This is a genomic window from Agromyces hippuratus, from assembly GCF_013410355.1.
GTDB classification, from domain to species: domain Bacteria; phylum Actinomycetota; class Actinomycetes; order Actinomycetales; family Microbacteriaceae; genus Agromyces; species Agromyces hippuratus.
In genome coordinates this window covers 3,581,478-3,603,627 of the sequence record NZ_JACCFI010000001.1, presented here as the reverse complement: position 1 = coordinate 3,603,627, position 22,150 = coordinate 3,581,478, and the positions used below count along the sequence as shown (strand labels likewise).

The window sequence follows — 22,150 nt, the reverse complement described above, 5'->3', positions numbered from 1 at the left end:
GCCGCGATCAGGAACGAGACGGCGGGGATCCCGCACGCTCGGCGACGAGCGCAGCGACACCGGCGAGCACGCGTTCGACGCCGAATCGCAGCGCGTCGTCGCGGGCACCGTCGTCGTCGGCTTCGGCGAACGCGCTCGCAGTCCGCGGGTAGCGCTCGGCGCGCGTGGCGAGGATGGACGAGAGCGCCGCCGCGAGCTGCTGTTCGGCCGCGCCTGCGGAAGCACGTTGGCGCACGAGCGACATCACGTGGCCGACGAGGAGGGTCAGCAGGTCGAGCTTCTCGCCGCCGCGAAGGGGCAGTTCCGCCATTGCGCCGAGACCGGCCTCGAACCACGCGAGCTCGCCGGGGCCGGGCGTGTGCGGCCGCTGCACGAGTTCGACGATCCACGGGTGCGCCAGGGCGCGATCGTGGACTCCGCCGGCCCACGCCGTCAGAGCCGTGCGCCACTGCGCCGCTTCCGCCTCGACGGGTGCGCCGAGTGCGGTGTCGAGCATGACCGCGTCGAGCTCGGCGCGTCCGGGAACGTAGCGATAGAGCGCCATCTTCGTCGTGCCGAGTCGCTCGGCGACACGCTGCATCGAGACCTCGTCGAGCCCGGACTCGTCCGCGATGGCGATCGCGGCGTCGGCGATGCCGTCGAGCGTGTACTTCGGCTTCGGCCCCGGTTTCCGCCCCGACGGCTGCGCCCAGAGGAACGCCGCCGCGACCGACGACGGGTTCGCTTCGTCCTTCGCCACGATGCCCCTCCGACCTGATTGCGTCCAGTGTACGCGATCAGTTATTGTGTCCATTAGACGCAATTAACTCCTCCGAAGGACGCGCACATGGCAACCACGAAGGTCCTGATCTCCGGCGCGAGCATCGCCGGCCCCGCACTGGCACGCTGGCTGGGCCGCAACGGCTTCGACGTGACGGTCATCGAGAAGGCCCCGACCGCACGTCCGGGCGGCCAGGCCGTCGACTTCAAGGGACGGACGCACCACGCCCTGCTGACCCGCATGGGAATCCTCGACGAGGTGCAGACGCACCAGACCGCGAAGACCGACTGGCGCATGGTCGACGCGAACGACCAGGTGAACGCCGTCGTGCCAGGCGAGTTCATCGGCGGCGACGTCGAGATCCTGCGCGGCGATCTCGCCGGCATCCTCCTCGCCCACTCCGCCGCAGATGCCGACTACGTGTACGACGACGAGATCACCTCGATCACCGAGTCGGCTGACGGGGTCGACGTCGCCTTCGCCGGTCGACCCGACGAGCGCTTCGACCTCCTGATCGGGGCGGATGGCGTGCACTCCGCGGTGCGACGTCTCGCATTCGGCCCGGAGGACCGGTTCGTCGAGACGCGCGGGTTCTACTACGCGGTCGCCAGCGGGCAGGCACCGCTCGGCGATCTCGAGACCCGGCTCCCCGATGGGCGCGGCATCGCCTACGGCTACAACGAACCCGGTCGCCTGGCCCTCCTCGGCGGTCAGAAGGCGCCGAACCTGTTCGTCTTCCGCGCGGAGCGGCCCGACTACGACCGGCGCGACCTCGCCTCGCAGCGCGCCTTCCTCGAATCGGCGTTCGCGGGCGCCGGATGGCGGGTTCCCGCCGCGCTCGAGGCCAGCCGCGGGGCATCCGACTTCTTCCTCGACGCCCTCGCGCGCACCCGGATGACCTCGTTCACGCAGGGGCGCGCGGCACTCGTCGGCGATGCGGGCTACGCGAACACGCTCGGCGGCTTCGGAACCGGGCTCGCGCTCATCGGCGCCTACATCCTCGCCGGCGAACTGATCGCCGCGGGCGGCGACCACACGGCGGCGTTCGGGGCCTACGACCGCCGCATGCGCAAGCCGACGAAGATCGCCCGCTCCGGCAACGCCGGGCCCTTCCTCGCTCCGCCGTCGACCGGGCGCATCCGGATGAGGGACTGGACCTTCGCGAACCCCCTGATGTATCGCACGATGATGTGGATGACCGACGCCTTCGCCACCGACGACCGCCTCCCCGACTATCGGATGCGCTGACAAGGACCGGGCAGGCGGCGGCCCGCGACCCACCGATGGGCGTCACCACTACGATGGATTGATGTCGTTCGACCTGCAGGGGTTCCCCGCCGATTCCGAGGCGCTCGCCTCGCTCGCCGCGAGGGGACTCGACTATCGCCTCGTCGACACGCGCGATGCAGCAGCGGCGGCAGCGTGGGTCGAGGCCGACTTCCGGGGCTTCCACCACGCCCGGCCGAAGCAGGTCGAACTCGACTACGACCTCGGCGTGATCGCCGATCGGCGGGTGCACGGTGTCTACGACTCCACGATCGTCGACCCGACGATTCCCGTCGCCACCGTCTCGAGCTGGCCCACGGGGCTCAGCGTGCCCGGCGGTCGCAGCGTCGACGCCTGGGCCGTGAGCTCGGTCACCGTCGCTCCGACGCATCGCCGGCGCGGCATCGCCAGGGCGCTCATGCTCGCCGAGCTCCAGAACGCGCGTGCCGCGGGTGCCGCCCTCGCGATGCTGACCGCCACGGAGGCGACGATCTACGGCCGCTACGGCTACGCTCCGGCAGCGCGCGCCGCGACGGTGTTCGTCGATCGACGGCGGGTGCACTGGACCGGTCCGGATGCCCCGGGCCGCGTGCAGTTCGTCGAGGCCGCGTCCATCCGCGAGGCGGCCCCCGCGATCGCACGTCGCGCGGTGGCACGCACCCCGGGTGAGATCGATCGCTGGCCCGGCCTGCTCGATCGGGTGCTCGGCCTGTACGACCCCGACAGCAGCCGTTCCCGCGCACGGCGGGTCGTGCGCTACGACGACGAACGCGGACAGGCGCAGGGCTTCGCCGTGTTCCACGTGAGCCGTGAGCCCAACGAGCCGGGCATCGCGGAGTTCGACTTCCTCGCCGCCGCGACCGACGACGCCGAACGCGCGCTCTGGCGATTCCTCGTCGAGCAGGACTTCGTGTCGGGCACGCGGGGGCTGCTCCGCTCGGTCGACGAACCGCTCCCCTGGCTCCTCGAAGACCCCCGGGCCGTCTCCTATTCCGAGGTCGTCGACCACCTGTGGCTGCGCGTGATCGACCCGGTCACCGCGCTCGCGGCACGGCGTTACAGCGCGCCGGGCCGGCTCGCGATCGAGGTCGACGACCCGATCGGCATCGCGGGCGGGCGCTTCGAGCTCGTCGTCGACGAGGCTGGTCGCGCAGAGGTCACGGCCATCGAGCCGTCGGATGCCGCGGCATCCGTGAAGGGCGCTCGCAGCATCCGGCTCGGGGTGCGCGAACTCGGCGCGATCTACCTCGGCGGGGTGCATCCCTCGGTGCTCGCACGCGCCGGTCGCGTCACCGAGCTCTCGCCCGGCTCGATCGCTGCCGCCGACGCCATGTTCGCGGCGCAGCGGGCGCCGCACCTCAGCATCTGGTTCTGAGGCCGCCGCTTCGTCAGTCGACGACGGCCGCGATCGCCTCGATCTCGACGAGCTGGTGCTCCCAGCCGAGCACCGTCACTCCGAGCAGCGTGCTCGGCACGTCGTGGGCTCCGAACGCGTCGCGCACGACCTGCCAGACCGCGCCGAGGTCGTCGCGTCGTGACGAGGCCACGAGCACGCGGGTGCTGATGACGTCGTCGATCGTGGCGCCAGCCGCGGCGAGCGCACGCGTCATGGTCTCGATGCACGCCGCCGCCTGACCGACGTAGTCGCCGACCGCGATGGTCGATCCGTCGTCGTCGAGCGGGCACGCGCCGGCGAGGAAGACCAGGCGCGCATCCTTCGGGGCGGTCGCGGCGTAGGCGTACTCGGCGACGTCGGAGAGCGTCGACGCTCGGATCAGTTGAACGGCGCTGGGCATCCGATCAGCATGGCAGAGCGCCGAGCCCGTCTGCGGCGCCCGGAGCTCAGGGTGCGGGCTAGATGGTGTCCTGTCTGGGGAAGATGACCTTCTCCACGATGATGATGAGCGATGCCGCGACGGGGATGGCGACGAGCGCGCCGAGCACTCCGCCGAGGGTGCCGCCTGCGACGGCCGCGATCACGACGAGCGCTCCGGGCACCGCCACCGCGCGGCTCATGATGCGCGGACTCAGCACGTAGGCCTCGACCTGCATGTAGATCAGGTAGTAGATCGCCGCGGCGAGCGCGGTCTCGGGCGATGCCGCGAACGACACGAGCGTGATGATGATCGCGCCCGTGAGCGTTCCGACGAGCGGGACGAGCGAGAAGAGGAACGCGATGAACGCCAGGAGGATGGGCACCGGCGCCCCGATGATCGACAGGTAGATGAGGCTCAGCACGCCGTTGATGGTGGCGAGGCCGACCTGGCCCATGACGTAGCGGCCGACGGATCCCGTGATCTCCTCCGACACGTCTCGGTAGCCGGGGCGCGAGCTCGCCGGCACGAAACGGGCCGCGTAGCGCTTCATCGAGTCGAGCGAGGCGAGGAAGTACAGGGTCAGGATCAGCACGATCGTCGCGCCGGTGAAGCCGCCGGCGATGCCCGCCCCCACGGCGAGGAGGCCGCCGCCGAGTGAGCCGAGGTTCGCGGGATCGGCGAGCCACTCGCCGGCGGACTCGATCGCGTCCTTGATCGCGTTGCCGCTGCCGGTGATGCCGTTGAGCCACGACACGAACGGGCTGTGCTGCACGTTCGCGACGATGTCGTCCCAGTTCTCGACGATGTTCGTCGTCTGCTCGATGACGATCGGCACGATCGTGGCGATGAGCCCGACGAAGATGCCGATCACGCCGGCGAACACGATGAGGATCGCGACCCAGCGCGCCATGCCGCGCCGCTGCAGCCAGCTCACGATCGGGTCGAGGCCGAGTGCCAGGAACAGGGCCAGCGCGACGTAGAGGATCACGGTGCCGAGCTCGCCCACGATGCCGCCGAGCAGCACCGCGAGCAGCACGCCGAGGGCGCCGACGAACCCGATGCGGAACGCGTTGATCCGCACCTCGGGCGCGCGGGAGTCGCCGTCGCTCGTGATCTCCGCCGCGGCGGGAGGCGGCGCGGGCACAGCGCGTTTCGTGCGGATCCTCATGAGTCCGAAGGTAGCGTGCGGCGCTCCGGCGGTCGCACGGCCCGCCCGGCGAGTTCGATCCGATCCAGCGCGAACCGGAATGAATCCGGAGCGAACGCGTTGCTGGTACATGGGCCGGTTCCAGCGCGCCCGAACACCGAGGGGGAACGTGACCGAGACGACTGCTGTGGGATTCCGTTCGGAGCGTGGACCGGTGCTCATCTCCGTGATGCTGGCCACGGGCCTCATCGCGATCGATTCGACGATCCTCGCGACCGCGGTGCCGTCGATCGTCGCCGACCTCGGCGGATTCACCCAGTTCCCCTGGCTGTTCTCGATCTACCTGCTCGCCCAGGCCGTCTCGGTGCCGATCTACTCGAAGCTCGCCGACACCGTCGGGCGCAAGCCGATCATGCTCATCGGCATCGGCATCTTCCTCGTCGGATCGGTGCTCTGCGGCTTCGCGTGGGACATGACCTCGCTCATCGTCTTCCGGGCGATCCAGGGTCTCGGCGCCGGCGCAGTGCTGCCCGTCTCCATCACGATCACCGGCGACATCTACACGGTGCGCGAGCGCGCCCGCGTGCAGGGCTACATCGCGAGCGTGTGGGCGATCTCCTCGGTCGTCGGTCCGACGCTCGGCGGGATCTTCGCCGAGTTCGCGTCGTGGCGCTGGATCTTCTTCGTGAACATCCCGCTGTGCCTCATCGCCGGGTGGATGCTCATTCGCTCGTACCACGAGTCCGTCACCCGTGAGAAGCACCGCATCGACTTCGCCGGTGCGAGCGTGCTCACGATCGCGTCGACCCTGGTGATCCTCGCGGTGCTCGAGGGCGGCCAGGCGTGGGAGTGGCTCTCGTGGCAGTCGATCGGCGCATTCACGATCGGCGCCCTGCTGCTCGTCGCGTTCGTGTTCATCGAGCGCCGGGCGTCCGAGCCGGTGCTGCCGCTCTGGGTCTTCTCCCGGCGGCTCATCGTCACCACGTCGCTCATCTCGCTCGGCGTCGGCGCCGTGCTCATCGGGTTGACGTCGTACGTGCCGACCTTCCTCGAAGCGACCGCCGGTGCCTCGCCACTCGTGTCCGGGCTCGCGGTCGCCGCCCTGACGCTCGGCTGGCCGATCGCGGCGAGCCAGGCGGGGCGGCTCTTCCTCCGCATCGGGTTCCGCGCCACCGCCCTCATCGGCCTGACGATCACCGTGCTCGGCTCCGCCGCGCTCGTGGCGGCCTCGCTCACGCCGAACGTCTGGACCACCGCGATCGCGTGTTTCATCGTCGGCCTCGGCCTCGGCCTCGTTGCCTCGCCGACGCTCATCGCCGCGCAGTCGTCGGTGCCGTGGTCGGAGCGCGGCGTCGTCACGGGCGCCAACATGTTCCTGCGCTCGATGGGCAGCGCGGTCGGCGTCGCGATCTTCGGGGCGGTGGCCAACGGCGTCATCGCCCGGTCGGGTCTCGGCGAGCACTCCCCCGTCGCGATCCACGGGGCCTCGACGGCCGTGTTCGTGGCGGTGCTCGTCGCTGCGGTCGTCACGATCGCGGGCGGCATCGCCATGCCGCGCGCCAGCGTCGACGACGTCGAGCACCGACCGGTGGGCGCGCCCGCGGGGGCCTGAGCAATACGCTTGGGGTGGGCCGCGGGCGACGCGCCCGGAGGGGGCTCCCATGTCGACCGGTTCCATCATCCTGGGCGTGATCGGCGTCACGGTCGTGACGATCCTGTTCATGATGCTGCTCGCCGGCATCTCGCGGCGCTTCCTCGGCGTGCAGGTCGGCACGGGCCGCATCATCATCGCCGGGCTCGTCGCCCTCGGCGCGGAGCTCGGCTTCGAGTCGCAGTTCGTCTGGCAGCGCGGCCCCGCAACGCTGGCCCTGGTGCCGATCCAGCTCGGCATCGTCGTGCTCGTGGCCATCGGGTTCCTCGTCATCGCCGAGCTCATCGTGCCGAGCGGCACGATGCCGCGACCCGACCGGTGGATCCCCGATCTCCGGCGCACCCTCGATCGCGGTCGCCGGTACTCCGAGGTGACCCGCATCGCGGTGCGCAACGGCCTCGTGCCGTTCAAGCCCGACCGCTCGCACACGCCGGCGGCGGACCAGGCCCGTCGCGCCCACGCGAAGGCCCTGCGCGTCTCGCTCGAAGAAGCGGGCCCGGTGTTCGTCAAGCTCGGGCAGATGCTCTCCACCCGCTCCGAGCTGCTGCCCCACGAGTACATCGCCGAGCTCGAACGGCTGCAGCAGGCGGTGCCGCCCGCCGCGTGGAACGAGATCGACGCGCTCATCCACGACGAACTCGGGGCGCGGGCCGACGAGGCCTTCGCCGAGTTCGATCCCGAGCCGTTCGCCGCGGCGTCGATCGGCCAGGTGCACCGGGCCCGTCTCGCTTCGGGCGAGGTCGTCGCGGTCAAGGTGCAGCGTCCGGGGATCATCCCGGGCGTCGAGCGGGATCTCGACATCGTGCAGCGACTCGCCCGCAAGCTCGAGAGCGAGACCGAGTGGGGTCGCTCGCTCGGGCTCCGCTCGGTGGCGACGGCGTTCGCCGAGTCGCTCCGCGCCGAGCTCGACTACCGCTCGGAGGCGGCGAACCTCGCCGCGATCGAAGCGACCCAGGCCCGGCATCCCGAGGGCGAGCGGCTCACGATCCCGCATTGCTTCCGAGACCTGTCGACGGCACGCGTGCTGGTCATGGAGTTCATCCCGGGCCGGGCGCTCAGCGACGACGACGGCACGCGCCCCGAGGCCGTGCGCAAGGCCCAGGCCGCACTGCTCTTCCACTCCCTCATCACCCAGGTGATCGACGACGGCGTCTTCCACGCCGACCTGCATCCCGGCAACGTGATGCTGCTTGCGAACGGCGGCCTCGGGCTCGTCGACTTCGGCTCGGTCGGGCGGCTCGACTCCGAGATGCGCGAGCGCATCGGCGAGATCCTGATGGCGTTCTACCGCGGAGACGCCCGGGCGATGAGCGATGCGCTGCTCGGCCTCGTCGAGCTGCCCGACGACGTCGACGAGTTCGTGCTGCGACGGGAGATCGGCTCGTTCATGGCCGCCAGGCTCGGTCCCGGCTCCGCGCTCGACTCGACGATCGTGGCCGACATGACCCGGCTGCTCTCCGCGAACCGGCTCGCGATCCCGCCCGAGCTCGCCGCCGCCTTCCGCGCGGTCGCCGTCGCTGAGGGCACGCTTCGGGTGCTCGACCCGGGGTTCGACCTGCTGACGGCGGCGAGCGGTCTCGCGAAGGCGCGCATCGCCGACGCGTTCAAGCCGAGCTCGCTGAAGGACGCGGTCGTCGACGAGGTGGGCACCATGCTGCCGATCCTGCGCCGCATGCCCCACCGCTTCGACCAGATCTCGGGCTCGCTGGCGAACGGCCGGCTCAGCGTCAACGTGCGCCTCTTCGCCGATCATCGCGATCGCTCGCTGCTGCGCTCGCTCGTCAACCAGGTCGTACTCGCATTCCTCGCGGGGGTGCTCGGCGTGATGGCCGCGATGCTGCTGATCAGCGATGCCGGCCCGCAGGTCACCGAGACGCTCAGCCTCTTCCAGATCTTCGGCTACCTGCTCGTGGTGGTGTCGGCGCTGTTCGTGCTCCGGGTGCTGTTCGACGTCTTCCGGCGACGGCGCGACTAGCCGCCGGGGCGGGCGCCGCCCCTCACCCCGAGCCCCGACGGCGGCACGACCTCACCCTCCAGCGTGCGTACCCAGCGGTCGCCGGTCGCCCGGAACTCGGCCCGCGTCGTGAACCGGTAGTGGTACGCCCGGGCGCGGATCCACCGCGGGGCGGCGCCGTCGAACGGGTCCGCGTCGAGCAGCGCGAGCGTCGCGGCATCCGCTTCGAGCAGTCGAAGCAGGAAGACCTCGAACCACGGCTCCCACATGCGCCCGAGCGGCAGGAACCACATGAGCCAGTCGAGACGCAGGTGGTACGGCGCCCACTGCCGCGGGATGCGGCGGAGCGCCCCGGGCTTGCCCTTGAACGCGTACTCGCGCCACTCGACGTCGGGCGACTCGTCGGGCAGTTCGGCGAGCGTGCCCTCGACGACGATCTCGATGCGCCGCTTCGTGACCGTGCCGAAGGCACCGTAGGCGTTCACGAGCATCCAGCGGTTGAACGCGGCATTCATGAGCTGACGCCGCGAGAGCAGGTTCCTGATCGGCCAGAAGCTCAGCACGACGAGCAGGGCGGATGCCGCGAGCACCACGACCGCCCACCAGATCGGCGTCGCCGCGGCATCCGTGCCCAGATCGCTCGGAATCGCGGGGATCAGCCGGTGCCAGGCGGAGTCGGTGAGCGCGGATGCCGCGAGCACGACGGTGATCCAGTTGAGCCACGCGAAGTTGCCGGTCACGATGAGCCAGAGCTGGGTGAGGATCACGACCGCCGCGGCCGACGACCCGACCGGCCCCGGCACGAAGAGCAGGAACGGCACGACGAGCTGGGCGAAGTGGTTGCCGAGCACCTCGCCGCGGTGGAACCACCTCGGCAGCAGGTGCGCCTGACGACTGACGGGGTTCGGCATCGGCTGGGTCTCGTGGTGGTACCTGAGCGCCGTGAGGTCGCGCCATTCGCGCCCGCCGCGGATCTTGATCATGCCCGCCCCGAACTCGAGCCGGAAGACGAGCCACCAGACGGCGACGATGATCGTGATCGGCGGGGGCTGGTCGTTCGAGCCGAGGAACGCGACCGTGAAGAGCGCCTCGCAGAGGAGCATCTCCCAGCCGAAGCCGTAGAACGTCTGGCCGACGTTCACGATCGAGAGGTACAGGAGCCAGAGCACGAGGAAGACGGCGAGCGGCAGCCACGGCGGGCCGAGCTGCGGCAGGCCGGCGACGACGGATGCCGCGAGCACGAGCCCCGAGACGGCGACGGCGACGAGCCCCCGATCGCTGTAGCCCCAGCGGAAGACGCTCGGGCCGCGCAGCCGCGACGCGCGCCGCAGCAGCTCGGGCACCGGCAGCAGGCCGTGCTCGCCGAGGAGCGGGCGGAACTGGTTCAGCGTCGAGAGGAAGGCGACGAAGGCGAGCGCGCCGACGCCGCGCTGCAGGATCTGCCGTGCGATCTCGTAGTCGTGCGCGTCGAACCAGGCGGTCCACTCCACGTGCCAACGCTACGCCGCGCCCGAGATCCGTTCCTGGTCGAGCCCGTCGAGACTCAGCGCAGGCCGAAGCGCTCCCGCAGGGCGAGCTTGGCGGCGAACCATCCGTTCATGCCGTGCACGGCGGGCCCCGGCGGCGTCGCGCTCGAGCAGAGGTAGATGCCGTCGACCGGCGTGCGCCACGGCTTCGGCGAGACGACCGGCCGCTTCAGCAGTTGCGCCATCGTGAGCGCCCCCGAGTAGATGTCGCCGCCGACGTAGTTCGCGTTGTACCGACCGAGGTCGGCCGCCGAGCTCGCGGCCGAGGCCAGCACGACATCGCGGAAGCCCGGCGCGAAGCGCTCGACCTCGGCGGTGACGAGTTCGGTGGGGTCGAGCGTCGAGCCGGCGGGCACGTGCGTGTAGGCCCACAGCACGTGCTTGCCCGCGGGCGCCCGGCTGGGGTCGGCGACCGTCGGCTGGGTCACGAGCACGTACGGATGCTCCGCGCCCCCGCCGCCCGCGACACCGGGCTGGTAGCCGCGGGCCACGGCGTTCTCGGCCGCCGCGATCTCGGCACGGCTGCCGCCGAGGTGCACGGTGGGCGCGAGGCGCACCTCGGCGTTGCGCCACGGCACCGGGCCGCTCAGCGCGAAGTCGACCTTCGCCACACCCGAGCCGTAGCGGTAGCGCCGCAGGGCGCGAGCGTAGCGCCCCGGCAGCTCGGCGGTGAAGAGCAGCTCGGGCGAGGTGTCGAGCAGCACCGCGCGCGACCCCGTGACCTCGGCGAGCGAGGTCACCGGTGCATCCGTCACGATCTCGCCGCCGCGCGCGCGGAGCTCGTCGGCGAGCGCATCCGCGAGCGACTGCGAGCCGCCGGTCGGCAGACCCCACCCGACGCCGTGCCCGTGCATGGCGATGAGGAGTCCGGCACCGGCCGAGGCGAGCGAGGGCATGCCGCCCGCCGCGTGCGCGACGACGCCGCTGAAGAGCGCCGGCGCGACATCGCCGACGAATCGGGTGTTCCACGCCACGGTGCCCTGCTCGAGCGCTCGCAGGCCGAACTTCAGGGCCGCGACGGGGTCGCGCGGCACGCGCAGCAGCTGGGACCCCGTGAAGTCGACGACCCCGCGGCTGCGGGCCAGGAGCGGGGCCAGGAGGCTCCGCCAGGCCGCACCGTCGGCCTCGAGGCCGTCGGCCGTGCGGTCGAGGTCGCGCCAGGCGATGCCGGCACGCCCGCCGTCGAGGGGGTGCGCGTACGAGACCTCGGGCACCACCCAGTCGACGCGGTCGAGGAGGCCGAGCTTGCGGAACACGGGCGAGGCGAGACCGGCGGGATGCACCGTCGAGCACACGTCGTGCCGGAATCCGGGCAGCGTGAGTTCGGCGGTGCGGAGCCCGCCGCCGATCGTGGGCGCCGCCTCGAGCACCCGCACCGAGAGCCCGGCGCGGGCCGCGACCACCGCCGCGACGAGCCCGTTGGGCCCGCTGCCCACGACCGTGACGTCGGTCACGAGCTCAGAATCCGGCGCCGAGGGTGTTGACGTAGATCCACGGCAGCCGGTCCATCATGAGGCGGTGGCGATTGCCGTCGGCATCGGGCCCGTCGTCGGGCACCGAGGGGTCGCGCGCCTCCCGCTTGTGCTCGGCGACGTACTCGTCGTCCTCCTGCCAGAGGATCATGTGGTCCTCGTCGACGACCTTCCCGACGAACGGCTTCACGTCGCCGCTGCGGAGGTCGGCGAGCGCCTCGTCGACGGATGCCGCGTGCGACAGCCCGTGCAAGGTCACCCACGTCGGCGGCCAGAGCGTCATGCTGCCGGCGGCGTGCCGGTCGAGCGCGTCCGCGGGGCGCAGCCATGCGGCCTCGGCGACCTCGTCGGGCGCGAGCCGCAAGTCGCCGTCGGGCACGCGCACGGCGAAGAACGTCGTGGTGAGCCGCTTCGGGGCGTTCTCGGGCGGGGTCCAGTGCGAGAAGGGCACGAGCTCGTCGCCGTCGAGCACGAGCCCGACCTCCTCGAAGGTCTCGCGCACGGCGGCACGGCGGGCGGCGTCGATGCCGTCGACGGGCTCGCCCGCGGCATCCGCCTCGTCGACCGCGCCGCCCGGGAAGACCCAGGCGCCGGGGAAGGACCCGCGATCGCGGGGTCGTTCGGCGAGGAGCACCTCGAGGCCGCGCTCGCCGTCGCGCAACAGCACGACGGTCGCGGCCGCCCCGGTGGTCGCCGGGTTCGTCAGTGACTCCAGCTCGCTGTTCATCACCTCAGACTATGACTCGGCGCGCCGTCGCGCATCGGCGCGGATACACTTCCGGCATGGATCAGGCTCCCCCCGTCGGCGATCGCGTGTCGGCGTTCGCCCGTCTCGTGCTGGCACCCAACGCGGGGCCGATGACCCTCGACGGCACGAACTCGTACGTGCTGCGGGCCCCGGACTCCGAGAGCATCGTGGTCGTCGACCCCGGGCCGTCCGACGCGACGCACCTCGCAGCGCTGGCCGGCGCGGGCCGGGTCGAGCTCGTGCTCATCACGCACCACCATCCCGATCACACCGAGTCGCTCGACGCGTTCCACGCCATGACGGATGCCCCGGTGCGCGCGATCGACCCCGCGTTCTGCCTGGCCGGGGCGCCGCTGGTCGACGGCGAGCGGATCCGAGCGGCCGGCCTCGAGATCGACGTGGTCGCGACCCCGGGGCACACGGCGGACTCGGTGTGCCTCTCGCTGCCCGGCGACCGGCTCGTCGGCGCGGACATCGGCGACGGCGCCCTCGGCACCGTGCTCACGGGTGACACGATCCTCGGGCGCGGCACGACGATCATCGCCGACCCCGACGGCGCCCTCGGCCCGTACCTCGACTCGCTCGAAGCGCTGCGGGCCCTCGGCACGCCCGGGCCGGTCGGCGTGCTGCCCGGCCACGGCCCGGTGCTGCCCGACCTCGCGGCGATCTGCCGCGCGTACCTCGCGCACCGCGCGGAGCGCCTCGACCAGGTGCGGGCGGCGTTGCGGGAGCTCGGTGCGGACGCGTCGACGGCTGCGGTCACCGACCTCGTCTACGCCGACACGGATGCCTCGGTGCGCAGTGCAGCCGAGGCATCCGTTCGAGCGCAATTGGCCTACCTGCGCAGCGAGGGCTGACGCAGGAGACCGTCACGCCGGGTTACGCGACGAGCGCGATGCCGGCGTCCCAGCCGACCTTCTCCTGCACCGCGAGGGTGAGCTGCAGGAAGCCGACGGCCTCGAGCTCACGGGCACGCGAGAGGCGGCCGGCGTCGACGGCGTTCACGCCGCCCGCGCGCACGACCTCCGCGAGGGCGAGCTTCGCGTCGTCGTCGTCACCGGCGATGAGCACGGTGGTGGGGTTCGCACCGACGGTCTTCGCGGCGAGCGTCGCGGCGAAGTTCGTGTTGAAGGCCTTCAGCACCTTCGCCTCGGGCAGCGCGGCGGCGAGCTCGCTCGCACGCGAGCCGTCGGCCGGCACGACGAGGGAGTCGAAGGTCGAGAAGTCGAGCGGGTTCGTGATGTCGACGACGACCTTCCCGGCGAGCTCGCTGCCGCGCGCGGCCACGATCTCGTCGATCGCGAAGTGCGGCACGGCGAGCACGACGATGTCGCCCGTGATCTGCTGGGCGGCGTCGCGCCCGATGTACTCGACGGTGTTGCCGCCTGCGGCCACGATGCCGCCGATCGCGGTGCCCATGTTGCCGTTTCCGATGATGCTGACGGTCGTCATGTCGTTCCTCCCCGCGCCGTTCGACGCGATTACTTGTATCAACAACCAACACTGTACGCGCATTCAGTTGTTGCGTCAACCAATGCGGTAGACTCTCAGGCATGACGGATGACACGCGGTGGCTGGCGCCCGAGGAATCGGCCGCCTGGGTGCGCCTCGTGGCGCTCGCCGAGCTGCTGCCCGGCGCCCTCGATGCGCAGCTGCTGCGCGACGCCGGGCTCACGCACTTCGAGTACGGCGCACTGATGGCGCTCGGCGCCGCACCGTCGCGCACCATGCGGATGACCGAGCTCGCCTCGCGCACGAACGCGACGCTCCCCCGCCTCTCGCACGTCGCCAGGCGCCTCGAGGAACGCGGGCTCATCGAGCGGTTCCCGTGCCCCGAGGATCGGCGCGCGACGAACGCCACGATCACCCCGGCCGGGCTCGCCCTGATCTCCGAAGCCGCACCCGGTCACGTCGAGACCGTGCGCGCCAACGTGCTCGACGCCCTCGAGCCCGAGCAGCTCGAACAGCTCTACGTGATCGCGGGCGCGGTGCTCGCACGGCTCGACCCCGAGGCACGCCTCTCAGCCACGTCGTGCCAGTTCAGCGAAGGCCCCGTCGACCACGTCGTGGCCTGACGGGCGATCGCCCGACGACCCGGCAAGCGCCCGCCAGCGGGAATCGGACCTCGTCACGCGAGGTCCGATTCACGCCGGAACGCCATCGTCGATGCGAGCAGGATCGGAAGCACGACTCGACCCGGCACCTCAGCCGGTCAGGAAGGACGTGCCCATCCATGAGCACCATCGCATTGGTCACCGGCGCGAATCGCGGACTCGGTTTCGCGACCGCGACCGCGCTTGCACGCACCGGCGCCACCGTCATCATCGCCGGTCGCGACCTCGAGGCGGTCAGCACGGCGGCCAACGACCTGATCGCACAGGGCCTCAGCGCAGAACCACTGGAGCTCGACGTCTCCTCATCAGCGAGCGCGAGCGCGGCCGCCGAGCAGATCGACGCCCGGCACGGGCGTCTCGACATCCTGGTGAACAACGCCGGCATCCTGCCCGAGGCAACCGTCCAGACGGAGCACGAGTTCGTCGACCTCGGGGCGTTCGCACGCACCTTCGAGACGAACGTGCTCGGCGTGGCGACCGTGACCGAGAAGTTCCTGCCGCTGCTTCGCCGCAGCCACGCCGGCCGCATCGTCAACGTCTCATCGACCATGGGGTCGTTGAGCGATCAGGCCGATGAGAGCTCGCCGTTCTATTCGAGCGTCGTACCCGCCTATCAGGCGTCGAAAGCTGCGGTGAACAGCATGACGATCGGACTGAGCAAGAAGTTCGCCGGCACGCCGCTCAAGGTGACGTCGGTGTGCCCGGGATGGGTGCAGACCGATCTCGCGCCCGGAAACCGCGAGCACGCGCCGACCACCGCCGAAGAGGCGGCGCGTGTCGTCGTCATCGCGGCGACGCTGCCGGAGCATGCCGCATCGGGCACGTTCATCGACCGCGCAGGGCCGGTCGCGTGGTGATGCTCAGCGCGGGTCGTAGGTGAGGCAGTCGGCGTCGTCGGTCGACCCCGCACCGATGCGCACCGAGGCCGCCGTGCACTCGAGCGACTCGTTGTGCACGCACTCCGCCCGCTGACACGCCCCGACGTGCGTGATCACCTTGTCGAGCCCGCCCTTCTTGCCGAGCGGGATGAAGGTCGCGCACTCCGCATCGCCGACCGAGCCGCCGATCGTGACCGCGGCGGCATGGCAATGCGAATGGTCGTTGTAGGAGCATCCGGCCACCGAGCATTCGGCGACGGCGGGCAGTTCGTCGAGCGTCATGCTCATGGTGACCTCCCAGTGCGGTGTACGACCGTTCGATAGGGCGATGGTACGCCCGAGAGGGTCGAAGACGCAGCAGCGAGCGGACGAATTTCCGCAGATCAACGGTGTTTTCTTCTGAGGCGAGCCTTACCTCATCGGTCACGCGACGGGTCGACTGCTCAGCGGGTGACGGTGCCCATGCGGCTCGCGAGGGGCTTCAGCACGGCCGGCCGCACGGCGAACCAGGCGCCGATCATGACCGCGAGCGACACCGCGAAGATCGCGAATCCGACCCACGACGCACTGTCGCGGCTCGCGAACATCGCGTCGAGGTTGCGCAGCGCACCGGTCGCGAACACGAGCGTGACGTGCACGACGACGAAGGCCACGAACACGAGCATCACCGGGTAGTGCACGGCCTTCGCGAGCTTCGCCGGATAGACGCGGTTCAGACGCTCGGCCCGCTGCGGCCAGACCGACGAGAGCCGCAGACCCGTGAGGACCGCGAGCGGGGCGACCACGAACACGATCGCGAAGTAGCTGAGCACCTGCAGGCTGTTGTAGTTCACCCAGGCGTGCTCGATCGGCCAGTCGAGCGAGGCGTACTGCAGTGCCGCGGAGACGGCGTTCGGCCAGATGTCGCCGCTCGTCGGCACGATGCGCATCCACTGCCCCGTGACGAAGAGCAGCACGATGAAGACGATGCCGTTCGCCACCCAGAGCGCGTCGACCGTGTAGTGCAGCCAGAGGTGGATGCTGACCTTCCACGGCGGGTTCTTCGTGCGGATGAGCCCCTCGTTGTTCCGCACCCACCGTGCCGGCGGGCGGCCGCCCTTGCGCAGCAACAGCCCCGAGCGCACCAGCAGCACGAGGAAGAAGGCGTTCAGGAAGTGCTGCCAGCCGAGCCAGGCGGGAATGCCGACCGGCGCCCCGTCGGGCAGGGGTGTCGTGCCGGGATACTGGGCGATGAACTCCTGCACCGCCGGCTGGGCACGCAACCAGATCGCGGCGAGCACGACCCCTGCGAGCAGGGCGACACCGGCGACGACGGCCAGTGCGACCGGCAGCCACCGGATGCGTCGACGAGTCGCGTGATGCGCGGTCGGGTCGCTGAGGCGGGTCACCGGGATATTTTGGCATGTCGACCCGGGCGCTCGCCGACGACGACGACCCGAAATGTCACGCACGCCCGGAGCGCATGCGAGCATTTCGGAGACCCGCCATCGAAAGTCGAGCCATGCCAGCCCTCACCCGAGTCATGTCCTATTCGAAGCTTCGCGACGCCGAATCGGTCGATGCGGTCGAGTCCTGGTGGGCCGCGGCATCCGCGACCTCGTACTGGATCGATCACGGCATGCACGACGTCTCGGTGTACACGCTCGACGCGCACGTCTGCCTCTACGCGGAGGTCATCGGCGCACCCCGGGCCGCGCCGCCCGCCCGCGCCTGGGATTGGCCCTCGGAGGTCTCCGAGCTGTTCGCGCCCTGGCCCTCCCCCGGTTCCGACGAGCTGCGCCGTTCGGTGCCGATGCTCGACGTCTTCCATGACGGCGTGCCGGTCGACGCCGAATCGTGGCGGGGTGACCGCGAGGTCGCCGACCGCGTCGGAAGCCTCGCGTTCCTCAGGCCCGAGATGTTCGCGAGCTACGTCTTCCACCACTTCCAGTTGCAGCAGGAGCGGCCAGAGGGCTTCAACAAGACGTACCTCATCGGTTCGCTCGGCACCCTGCTCTTCTCCTACAGCGAGTCGCCCGCGACGGCGGCCAACCTCGGCGTGCCGGCACGAGCGGGCCAGCGCACGCCCGCCGACTGGCACGGCGTGATGCAACCGCATTTCGACCTGCAGCTCGGTCGACCGGATGCGGCCGCCGACGAGCCGATCTGGCGGCGTATGCGTCGACTCGGGTAGCACTCCGCTCAGGGCAGCACTGCTGTCAGCGGCATCCGCCCCGCTCGGCGCCGGCCGCGCGCACGCTGGGTGCATGAGCGAACACGACTCCCCACCGATCCATCCGATCGACGCCGAGCTCACGAGGCGGCTCTTCCACGAGCGCATCATCGTGCTCGGCGACGAACTCGACCAGCAGGGCGGCAACCGGCTCTGCGCGCAGCTCGTGACCCTCGCGGCCGACGACCCGCGCCGCGACATCCGCTTCTGGATCAATTCGCCCGGCGGCTCCGTCTCGGCGATGCTCGCGATCGCCGACGTGATGCGGTCGATCCCGAACGACGTGTCGACGATCGCCGTGGGCATCGCGGCGAGCGCGGGCCAGTTCCTGCTCTCGGCGGGCACGCGGGGCAAGCGGTTCGCGCTGCCGCACTCGCGCATCCTCATGCACCAGGGCTCCGCCGGCATCGGCGGCACCGCGGTCGACATCGAACTGCAGGCCGACGACCTGCGGTACACCCGTGACACGGTGCTCGGCATCACGGCCGAGAACACCGGCCAGCCCATCGAGCGCATCGCCGAGGACTCGCTGCGCGACCGCTGGTACACCGCCGCCGAAGCCGTCGACTACGGCTTCATCGACCGCATCGCCGACGGCTTCGGCGAGATGTACCCCGGGGGCGATCGGCCCCTGGTGGGACTGCAGGCCCGCACCGGAACAGGAGCTCCCTCATGAGCAGTTACACGATCCCCTACGTCGTCGAGAAGCGCGGCAACAGCGAGCGCTCGCTCGACGTCTACAGCCGGCTGCTCTCGGAGCGCATCGTCTACCTCGGCACCGAGATCGACGACGGCGTGGCCAACGTGCTCATCGCGCAGTTCCTGCACCTCGCATCGGAGTCGAGCGAGACGCCGATCAGTCTGTACCTGAACTCGCCCGGCGGTTCGCCCGGCGCGGCGCTCGCGGTCTACGACACCATGCAGCACATCCGGCCGGATGTCGCGACGACGTGCGTCGGCCAGGCCGGCGGGCCTGCCGCGGTGCTCCTGGCCGGCGGCGCGAAGGGCATGCGGGCGATCCTGCCGCACGGCCGCGTCGTGCTGCACCAGCCGTCGACGCAGGGGCGCGGCACGATCCCCGACCTGATCCTGCACGCCGACGAGGTGGTGCGCGTGCGGGCCGAGCTCGAGGCGGCACTCGCCGCCGACACCGGGCGCGACGCGATGACGCTGCGGCACGACACCGATCGCGACCTCATCCTGCCGGCTGCCGCCGCCGTCGAGTACGGCCTCGCCGACCACGTGCTGACGGCGCAGGTCGAGGTGGCGGGGTCGTCGTCGGGCGCCTACGCCGCGAGCAGGTAGGAGTCCGAGACGGCCGGCGCGAAGTTCGCGCCGGCCGCGGCGGCGAGCGGATGCTCCGGACCGAGGTCGACGAGCGTGCCCGCATCGGCGCGGAACGCGAACGACGTCTCGACGCGCAGGAGCTCCCGCTGCTCGGCGGTGCGCCGCTCGGTCTCGCGACGCGCTCCGAGCAGGGTGCCGACGCGCTGGACGACGTCGACGAGGTCGAGCCCGAGCGCCTCCGCGACGGAGCCGAGCACTTCGGAGGAGGGCTCCTTGCGACCGCGCTCGATCTCGGAGAGGTACTGGGGCGAGACGCCCGCCGCGGCGGCGACCTCGGTCAGGATCCGTTCCTGCTCGAGCCGTTCACCGCGCAGCACCTCGCCGAGCGCGTGCCGCCAGAGCGGTTTCGCGGCGCCTCGGCCGGGCGCCCTCTGCTGCGATGTCTGCGAACCCGTGACCCGTGTGAACTCGACGACCTTGCCCATGCCGAGAGGCTAGCCGCGGCATCCGTGCGCCGACAGCTCGATCCGCTCAGAGCAGAACCGCCGACGACTACGCCGGAGGGTTCTCGGGGTCGATGGTCTCGATCGAGTCGGCCTCGACCGCGTTGTCGGCTTCGAGGTCGTTGGGGTCGTCTCCGCCCGTGGCCGCCTCCGGTTCGCGATCGTCTTCGACGGCCGGCCGGCCGTCGCGTGCGGCGCGTCGGCCTGCGCCGGCTGCGTCTGCGTCTCGTGCGTCGGTCATCATTCCTCCGAAGGTCGGTTCGCTCCAGCGTGCGCGGCGAACACGAGATCCGTCAACGGCTTGACTCGGCCGCATTCCACACCGAACGCTGGCGGCGGCGTGCGCCCGCGGGCAGAATGAAGCCACTGACACGGAGGTGGGCGATGTCGACGGAAAGCGTGATCTGGTCGATTCTCGGAATGATCATCGCGGTCGGAGGCCTGCTCGGCCTCGCCGCGATCTGGTCGCTGATCCGACGACCACGCGAGCACTGACCGTTCCGAAGCCCGTGCCTGCGCTCGAGCGGCGACGGTCAGCCGAGCGCTTCGGCGATCGGCGTGCTGCCGGCGTTGAAGCGGATGGTCCGGTGCACCGTCGAATCACGGTGCACCGCCTCGGCGGCGACGGCCGCGACATCCGCTCGATCGACCGTGCCGCTGTTGGGCACCCCGACGTCGATGTGTCCGGTGCCCTCGCCGTCGGTGAGCGTGCTCGGGCCGAGGATGGTCCAGTCGAGCGTCGTGCCCGCGAGGTGCTCGTCGGCGGCCGCCTTCGCCTCGGCGTAGGCACGGAAGGTGTTGCCCTCGGGCACGCTGTGGTCGGGCGAGCCGAAGTACGAGACCATCACGTAGCGGGAGACGCCCGAACTCTCGGCGGCCGCCATCGACCGGATCGCCGCGTCTCGGTCTACGGCGTAGGTGCGCGCGGGGTCGCCGCCGCCGGCTCCTGCCGACCAGACCACCGCGTCGTGGCCGTGCAGGATCTCGGCGAGGTCCTCGACGTCGAGCCGCTCGATATCGGCGACGACCGGGCGGGCGCCCGCCGCAGCGACGTCGGGGGCGTGGTCGGGGTTGCGGATGATCGCGTCGACCTCGTCGCCGCGATCGGCGAGCAGCCGTTCGAGCTTGAGGGCGATCTTGCCGTGGCCCCCGATGATCACGATGCGTGCCATGTGCTCCTCCTCCGACCGACTCGCCCCACGCTACTCCCGCATGCCGGGCGCGCGCTGTGGCAGGGCGGTGCGCCGTGCCGGTGACGAGCGCGGGCCTGCTGCTCTACCGCGAACTCCGCGAGCTGCGCGGGCTCGAGGTCTTCATCGCGCACATGGGCGGGCCGTTCTGGGCGCGAAAGCAGGCGGGCGCATGGTCGATCCCGAAGGGCGAGTTCACCGACGAGGAGCCGCTCGCCGCGGCCCGCCGCGAGTTCGCCGAGGAGATCGGCGTGCCGGCGCCCGATGCCGACGTGATCGATCTCGGCGCGTTCCGGTACTCCTCGGGCAAGACGGTGCGGGTCTTCGCGGCTCCGGCCCCCGATTTCGAGGTCGACGAGGTGCGTTCGAACACCTTCGAGATCGAGTGGCCGCCGCGGTCGGGGCGGCGCCGGGAGTTCCCCGAGGTCGACGAGGCTCGATGGACGCCCGTGTTCGAGGCCCGGGAACTGCTCACCGCGGGCCAGCGCCCGGCCCTCGACGCGCTGCTGGCCGCGTTCGACGGATCGCTCGGCTGAACTCGACCCGCCCTAGATGTACCCGGCCAGGACGTTGGTAGCGGCGAGCCTGGTTGAACGAACGAGAACCTCCGAGTGGGATGTGGCTTGTCTAAGGCCCACGACCCACCGGAGGTTCTCGTGTCCCACGGTAGTGCGCGGTTGACCGTTCACGGTCGCCGACTGATCATCCAACGCCACCAAGCCGGTTGGCCCCAAGCCCATATCGCCGCCGCGATGGGGGTCTCCCGCAAGTGCGTGAAGACCTGGATCGACCGCCATACCGCCGAAGGCGATGCCGGACTCGCGACGCGGTCCTCACGGCCTCACACGATGCCCACGAGGACCAGCGACGAGATCGAACAGCAGGTCCTCGCTGCACGGGCCAGCGAGCGATGCGGCCCCGACGTCCTCGGCCCGATGGTCGGGGTGCCCGCACGGACGGTGTCTCGGATCCTGCGCCGCCACAACGTGCCCTACCTGCGTGAGTGCGACCCGATCACCGGCGAGGTGATCCGTTCATCAAAGCAGACCGCCGTACGTTACGAACGCGACCGGCCGGGCGAGCTGGTGCACATGGATGTGAAGAAGCTCGGCCGGATCCCTGACGGTGGCGGCTGGCGGGCCCACGGCCGAGCCAGTGGGTCGATCCAACGCGACCGCAACACCAAGGTCGGCTTCGACTACGTCCACTCCCTCGTCGATGACCATTCCCGGCTGGCCTACAGCGAGGTCCTCACCGACGAGAAGGGGTCGACATGCGCTGCGTTCCTCGAGCGTGCGATCGTCTACTTCGCGGCCAGCGGCATCACCCGCATCGAGCGGTTGATCACCGACAACGCGTGGGCCTACAGGTACTCGCTCCGCGAGGTCTGTGCGACCCACGGAATCCGGCAGAAGTTCATCAAGCCCCACTGCCCCTGGCAGAACGGCAAAGTTGAGCGACTGAACCGGACCCTGGCGACCGAGTGGGCCTACCGGCAGGCCTTCACAAGCAACGCAGAACGCGCCGCGGCACTTGCGCCGTGGATCGAGCACTACAACACTGAACGACGCCACAGCGCGCTCGGAGGCCACCCGCCAATCAGCCGCCTGCTACCAACCTGATGG

Annotated in this window: 24 protein-coding genes; 12 read left to right on the top strand and 12 right to left on the bottom strand. The window is 70.9% G+C overall.

The window, feature by feature from the left end; translation table 11 throughout:
* Positions 1-7: 7 nt before the first annotated feature.
* Entirely contained in the window at positions 8-739 is a 732-nt protein-coding gene (locus BJY17_RS16845; RefSeq protein WP_218889941.1) for a TetR/AcrR family transcriptional regulator, read from the bottom strand.
* Positions 740-826: 87 nt separating this feature from the next.
* On the opposite strand from BJY17_RS16845, the gene BJY17_RS16840 reads away from it, so the two are divergent.
* Entirely contained in the window at positions 827-2,008 is a 1,182-nt protein-coding gene (locus tag BJY17_RS16840; RefSeq protein ID WP_179552391.1) for an FAD-dependent monooxygenase, read from the top strand.
* Positions 2,009-2,069: 61 nt separating this feature from the next.
* A complete protein-coding gene (locus BJY17_RS16835) occupies positions 2,070-3,401 on the top strand; it encodes a GNAT family N-acetyltransferase (RefSeq protein ID WP_179552390.1) in 1,332 nt (443 codons plus the stop codon).
* A 13-nt stretch (positions 3,402-3,414) separates the two neighbouring features.
* Here the strand turns inward: BJY17_RS16835 and BJY17_RS16830 are convergent, their stop codons facing one another.
* Both BJY17_RS16830 and BJY17_RS16825 read right to left on the bottom strand, forming a co-directional pair.
* Positions 3,415-3,822, bottom strand: coding sequence for a RidA family protein (locus BJY17_RS16830; protein ID WP_179552389.1), 408 nt, complete (start codon positions 3,820-3,822; stop codon positions 3,415-3,417).
* Positions 3,823-3,880: 58 nt separating this feature from the next.
* Positions 3,881-5,011, bottom strand: a complete 1,131-nt coding sequence (locus BJY17_RS16825; RefSeq protein WP_179552388.1) for an AI-2E family transporter — start codon at positions 5,009-5,011, stop codon at positions 3,881-3,883.
* 109 nt (positions 5,012-5,120) lie between these two features.
* Between BJY17_RS16825 and BJY17_RS16820 the strand changes: the two genes are divergently transcribed.
* Positions 5,121-6,602 (top strand): MDR family MFS transporter, encoded by a 1,482-nt coding sequence (locus tag BJY17_RS16820; protein ID WP_179552387.1) that lies wholly within the window; start codon positions 5,121-5,123, stop codon positions 6,600-6,602.
* Between the two features lie 49 nt (positions 6,603-6,651).
* Positions 6,652-8,616, top strand: a complete 1,965-nt coding sequence (locus BJY17_RS16815) for an ABC1 kinase family protein (RefSeq protein ID WP_179552386.1) — start codon at positions 6,652-6,654, stop codon at positions 8,614-8,616.
* Here BJY17_RS16815 and BJY17_RS16810 read toward each other — a convergent pair.
* The 3 genes from BJY17_RS16810 to BJY17_RS16800 are packed head-to-tail and all read right to left on the bottom strand — an operon-like array spanning position 8,613 to position 12,320.
* The gene (locus tag BJY17_RS16810) at positions 8,613-10,085 is read right to left on the bottom strand and encodes a lipase maturation factor family protein (protein ID WP_179552385.1); all 1,473 of its coding nucleotides are present in this window, start codon (positions 10,083-10,085) and stop codon (positions 8,613-8,615) included. The two genes, BJY17_RS16815 and BJY17_RS16810, sit on opposite strands and share 4 nt — an antisense overlap.
* Positions 10,086-10,138: 53 nt before the next feature.
* Positions 10,139-11,575 (bottom strand): phytoene desaturase family protein, encoded by a 1,437-nt coding sequence (locus BJY17_RS16805; RefSeq protein ID WP_179552384.1) that lies wholly within the window; start codon positions 11,573-11,575, stop codon positions 10,139-10,141.
* 4 nt (positions 11,576-11,579) lie between these two features.
* Positions 11,580-12,320 (bottom strand): NUDIX hydrolase, encoded by a 741-nt coding sequence (locus BJY17_RS16800; RefSeq protein ID WP_179552383.1) that lies wholly within the window; start codon positions 12,318-12,320, stop codon positions 11,580-11,582.
* A gap of 56 nt (positions 12,321-12,376) precedes the next feature.
* Here BJY17_RS16800 and BJY17_RS16795 point away from each other — a divergent pair, with 56 nt between their 5' ends.
* Complete coding sequence (locus BJY17_RS16795) at positions 12,377-13,198, top strand: MBL fold metallo-hydrolase (protein ID WP_179552382.1); 822 nt, start codon at positions 12,377-12,379, stop codon at positions 13,196-13,198.
* A gap of 22 nt (positions 13,199-13,220) precedes the next feature.
* Here the strand turns inward: BJY17_RS16795 and BJY17_RS16790 are convergent, their stop codons facing one another.
* Positions 13,221-13,793 (bottom strand): NADPH-dependent F420 reductase, encoded by a 573-nt coding sequence (locus tag BJY17_RS16790; RefSeq protein ID WP_179552381.1) that lies wholly within the window; start codon positions 13,791-13,793, stop codon positions 13,221-13,223.
* 101 nt (positions 13,794-13,894) lie between these two features.
* On the opposite strand from BJY17_RS16790, the gene BJY17_RS16785 reads away from it, so the two are divergent.
* Positions 13,895-14,416, top strand: coding sequence for a MarR family winged helix-turn-helix transcriptional regulator (locus BJY17_RS16785; RefSeq protein ID WP_179552380.1), 522 nt, complete (start codon positions 13,895-13,897; stop codon positions 14,414-14,416).
* Between the two features lie 158 nt (positions 14,417-14,574).
* On the top strand, positions 14,575-15,312 hold the full coding sequence (locus tag BJY17_RS16780) for an SDR family NAD(P)-dependent oxidoreductase (RefSeq protein WP_179552379.1): 738 nt from the start codon (positions 14,575-14,577) through the stop codon (positions 15,310-15,312).
* A 3-nt stretch (positions 15,313-15,315) separates the two neighbouring features.
* On the opposite strand, the gene BJY17_RS16775 is transcribed toward BJY17_RS16780, so the two are convergent.
* Together BJY17_RS16775 and BJY17_RS16770 are read right to left on the bottom strand one after the other, a co-directional pair.
* On the bottom strand, positions 15,316-15,621 hold the full coding sequence (locus tag BJY17_RS16775) for a DUF1540 domain-containing protein (protein WP_179552378.1): 306 nt from the start codon (positions 15,619-15,621) through the stop codon (positions 15,316-15,318).
* Positions 15,622-15,776: 155 nt separating this feature from the next.
* Positions 15,777-16,721: a cytochrome b/b6 domain-containing protein gene (locus BJY17_RS16770; RefSeq protein ID WP_376866493.1), complete on the bottom strand. Its 945-nt coding sequence runs from the start codon at positions 16,719-16,721 to the stop codon at positions 15,777-15,779.
* A 113-nt stretch (positions 16,722-16,834) separates the two neighbouring features.
* Between BJY17_RS16770 and BJY17_RS16765 the strand changes: the two genes are divergently transcribed.
* The 3 genes from BJY17_RS16765 (at position 16,835) to BJY17_RS16755 (ending at position 18,850) form a co-directional block, all read left to right on the top strand.
* Positions 16,835-17,506 carry a hypothetical protein gene (locus BJY17_RS16765; RefSeq protein ID WP_179552376.1) on the top strand — a complete coding sequence of 224 codons (672 nt, stop codon included), beginning with the start codon at positions 16,835-16,837 and terminating at the stop codon, positions 17,504-17,506.
* 73 nt (positions 17,507-17,579) lie between these two features.
* Positions 17,580-18,221: a ClpP family protease gene (locus tag BJY17_RS16760; protein ID WP_179552375.1), complete on the top strand. Its 642-nt coding sequence runs from the start codon at positions 17,580-17,582 to the stop codon at positions 18,219-18,221.
* Entirely contained in the window at positions 18,218-18,850 is a 633-nt protein-coding gene (locus BJY17_RS16755; protein ID WP_179552374.1) for a ClpP family protease, read from the top strand. Before BJY17_RS16760 ends, BJY17_RS16755 begins: the two co-directional genes overlap by 4 nt.
* Here the strand turns inward: BJY17_RS16755 and BJY17_RS16750 are convergent.
* The 3 genes from BJY17_RS16750 to BJY17_RS16740 all read right to left on the bottom strand — a co-directional run bounded on the left by BJY17_RS16750 (position 18,832) and on the right by BJY17_RS16740 (position 20,507).
* On the bottom strand, positions 18,832-19,317 hold the full coding sequence (locus BJY17_RS16750; RefSeq protein ID WP_179552373.1) for a helix-turn-helix domain-containing protein: 486 nt from the start codon (positions 19,315-19,317) through the stop codon (positions 18,832-18,834). The genes BJY17_RS16755 and BJY17_RS16750 overlap by 19 nt on opposite strands.
* Positions 19,318-19,384: 67 nt before the next feature.
* Entirely contained in the window at positions 19,385-19,576 is a 192-nt protein-coding gene (locus tag BJY17_RS16745; RefSeq protein ID WP_179552372.1) for a hypothetical protein, read from the bottom strand.
* A gap of 292 nt (positions 19,577-19,868) precedes the next feature.
* The gene (locus BJY17_RS16740) at positions 19,869-20,507 is read right to left on the bottom strand and encodes an NAD(P)H-binding protein (protein WP_179552371.1); all 639 of its coding nucleotides are present in this window, start codon (positions 20,505-20,507) and stop codon (positions 19,869-19,871) included.
* 74 nt (positions 20,508-20,581) lie between these two features.
* Here BJY17_RS16740 and BJY17_RS16735 point away from each other — a divergent pair, with 74 nt between their 5' ends.
* Positions 20,582-21,061, top strand: a complete 480-nt coding sequence (locus BJY17_RS16735; RefSeq protein ID WP_179552370.1) for an NUDIX domain-containing protein — start codon at positions 20,582-20,584, stop codon at positions 21,059-21,061.
* A 120-nt stretch (positions 21,062-21,181) separates the two neighbouring features.
* Entirely contained in the window at positions 21,182-22,147 is a 966-nt protein-coding gene (locus BJY17_RS16730) for an IS481 family transposase (protein WP_179551414.1), read from the top strand.
* The last annotated feature ends 3 nt before the right edge of the window (positions 22,148-22,150 follow it).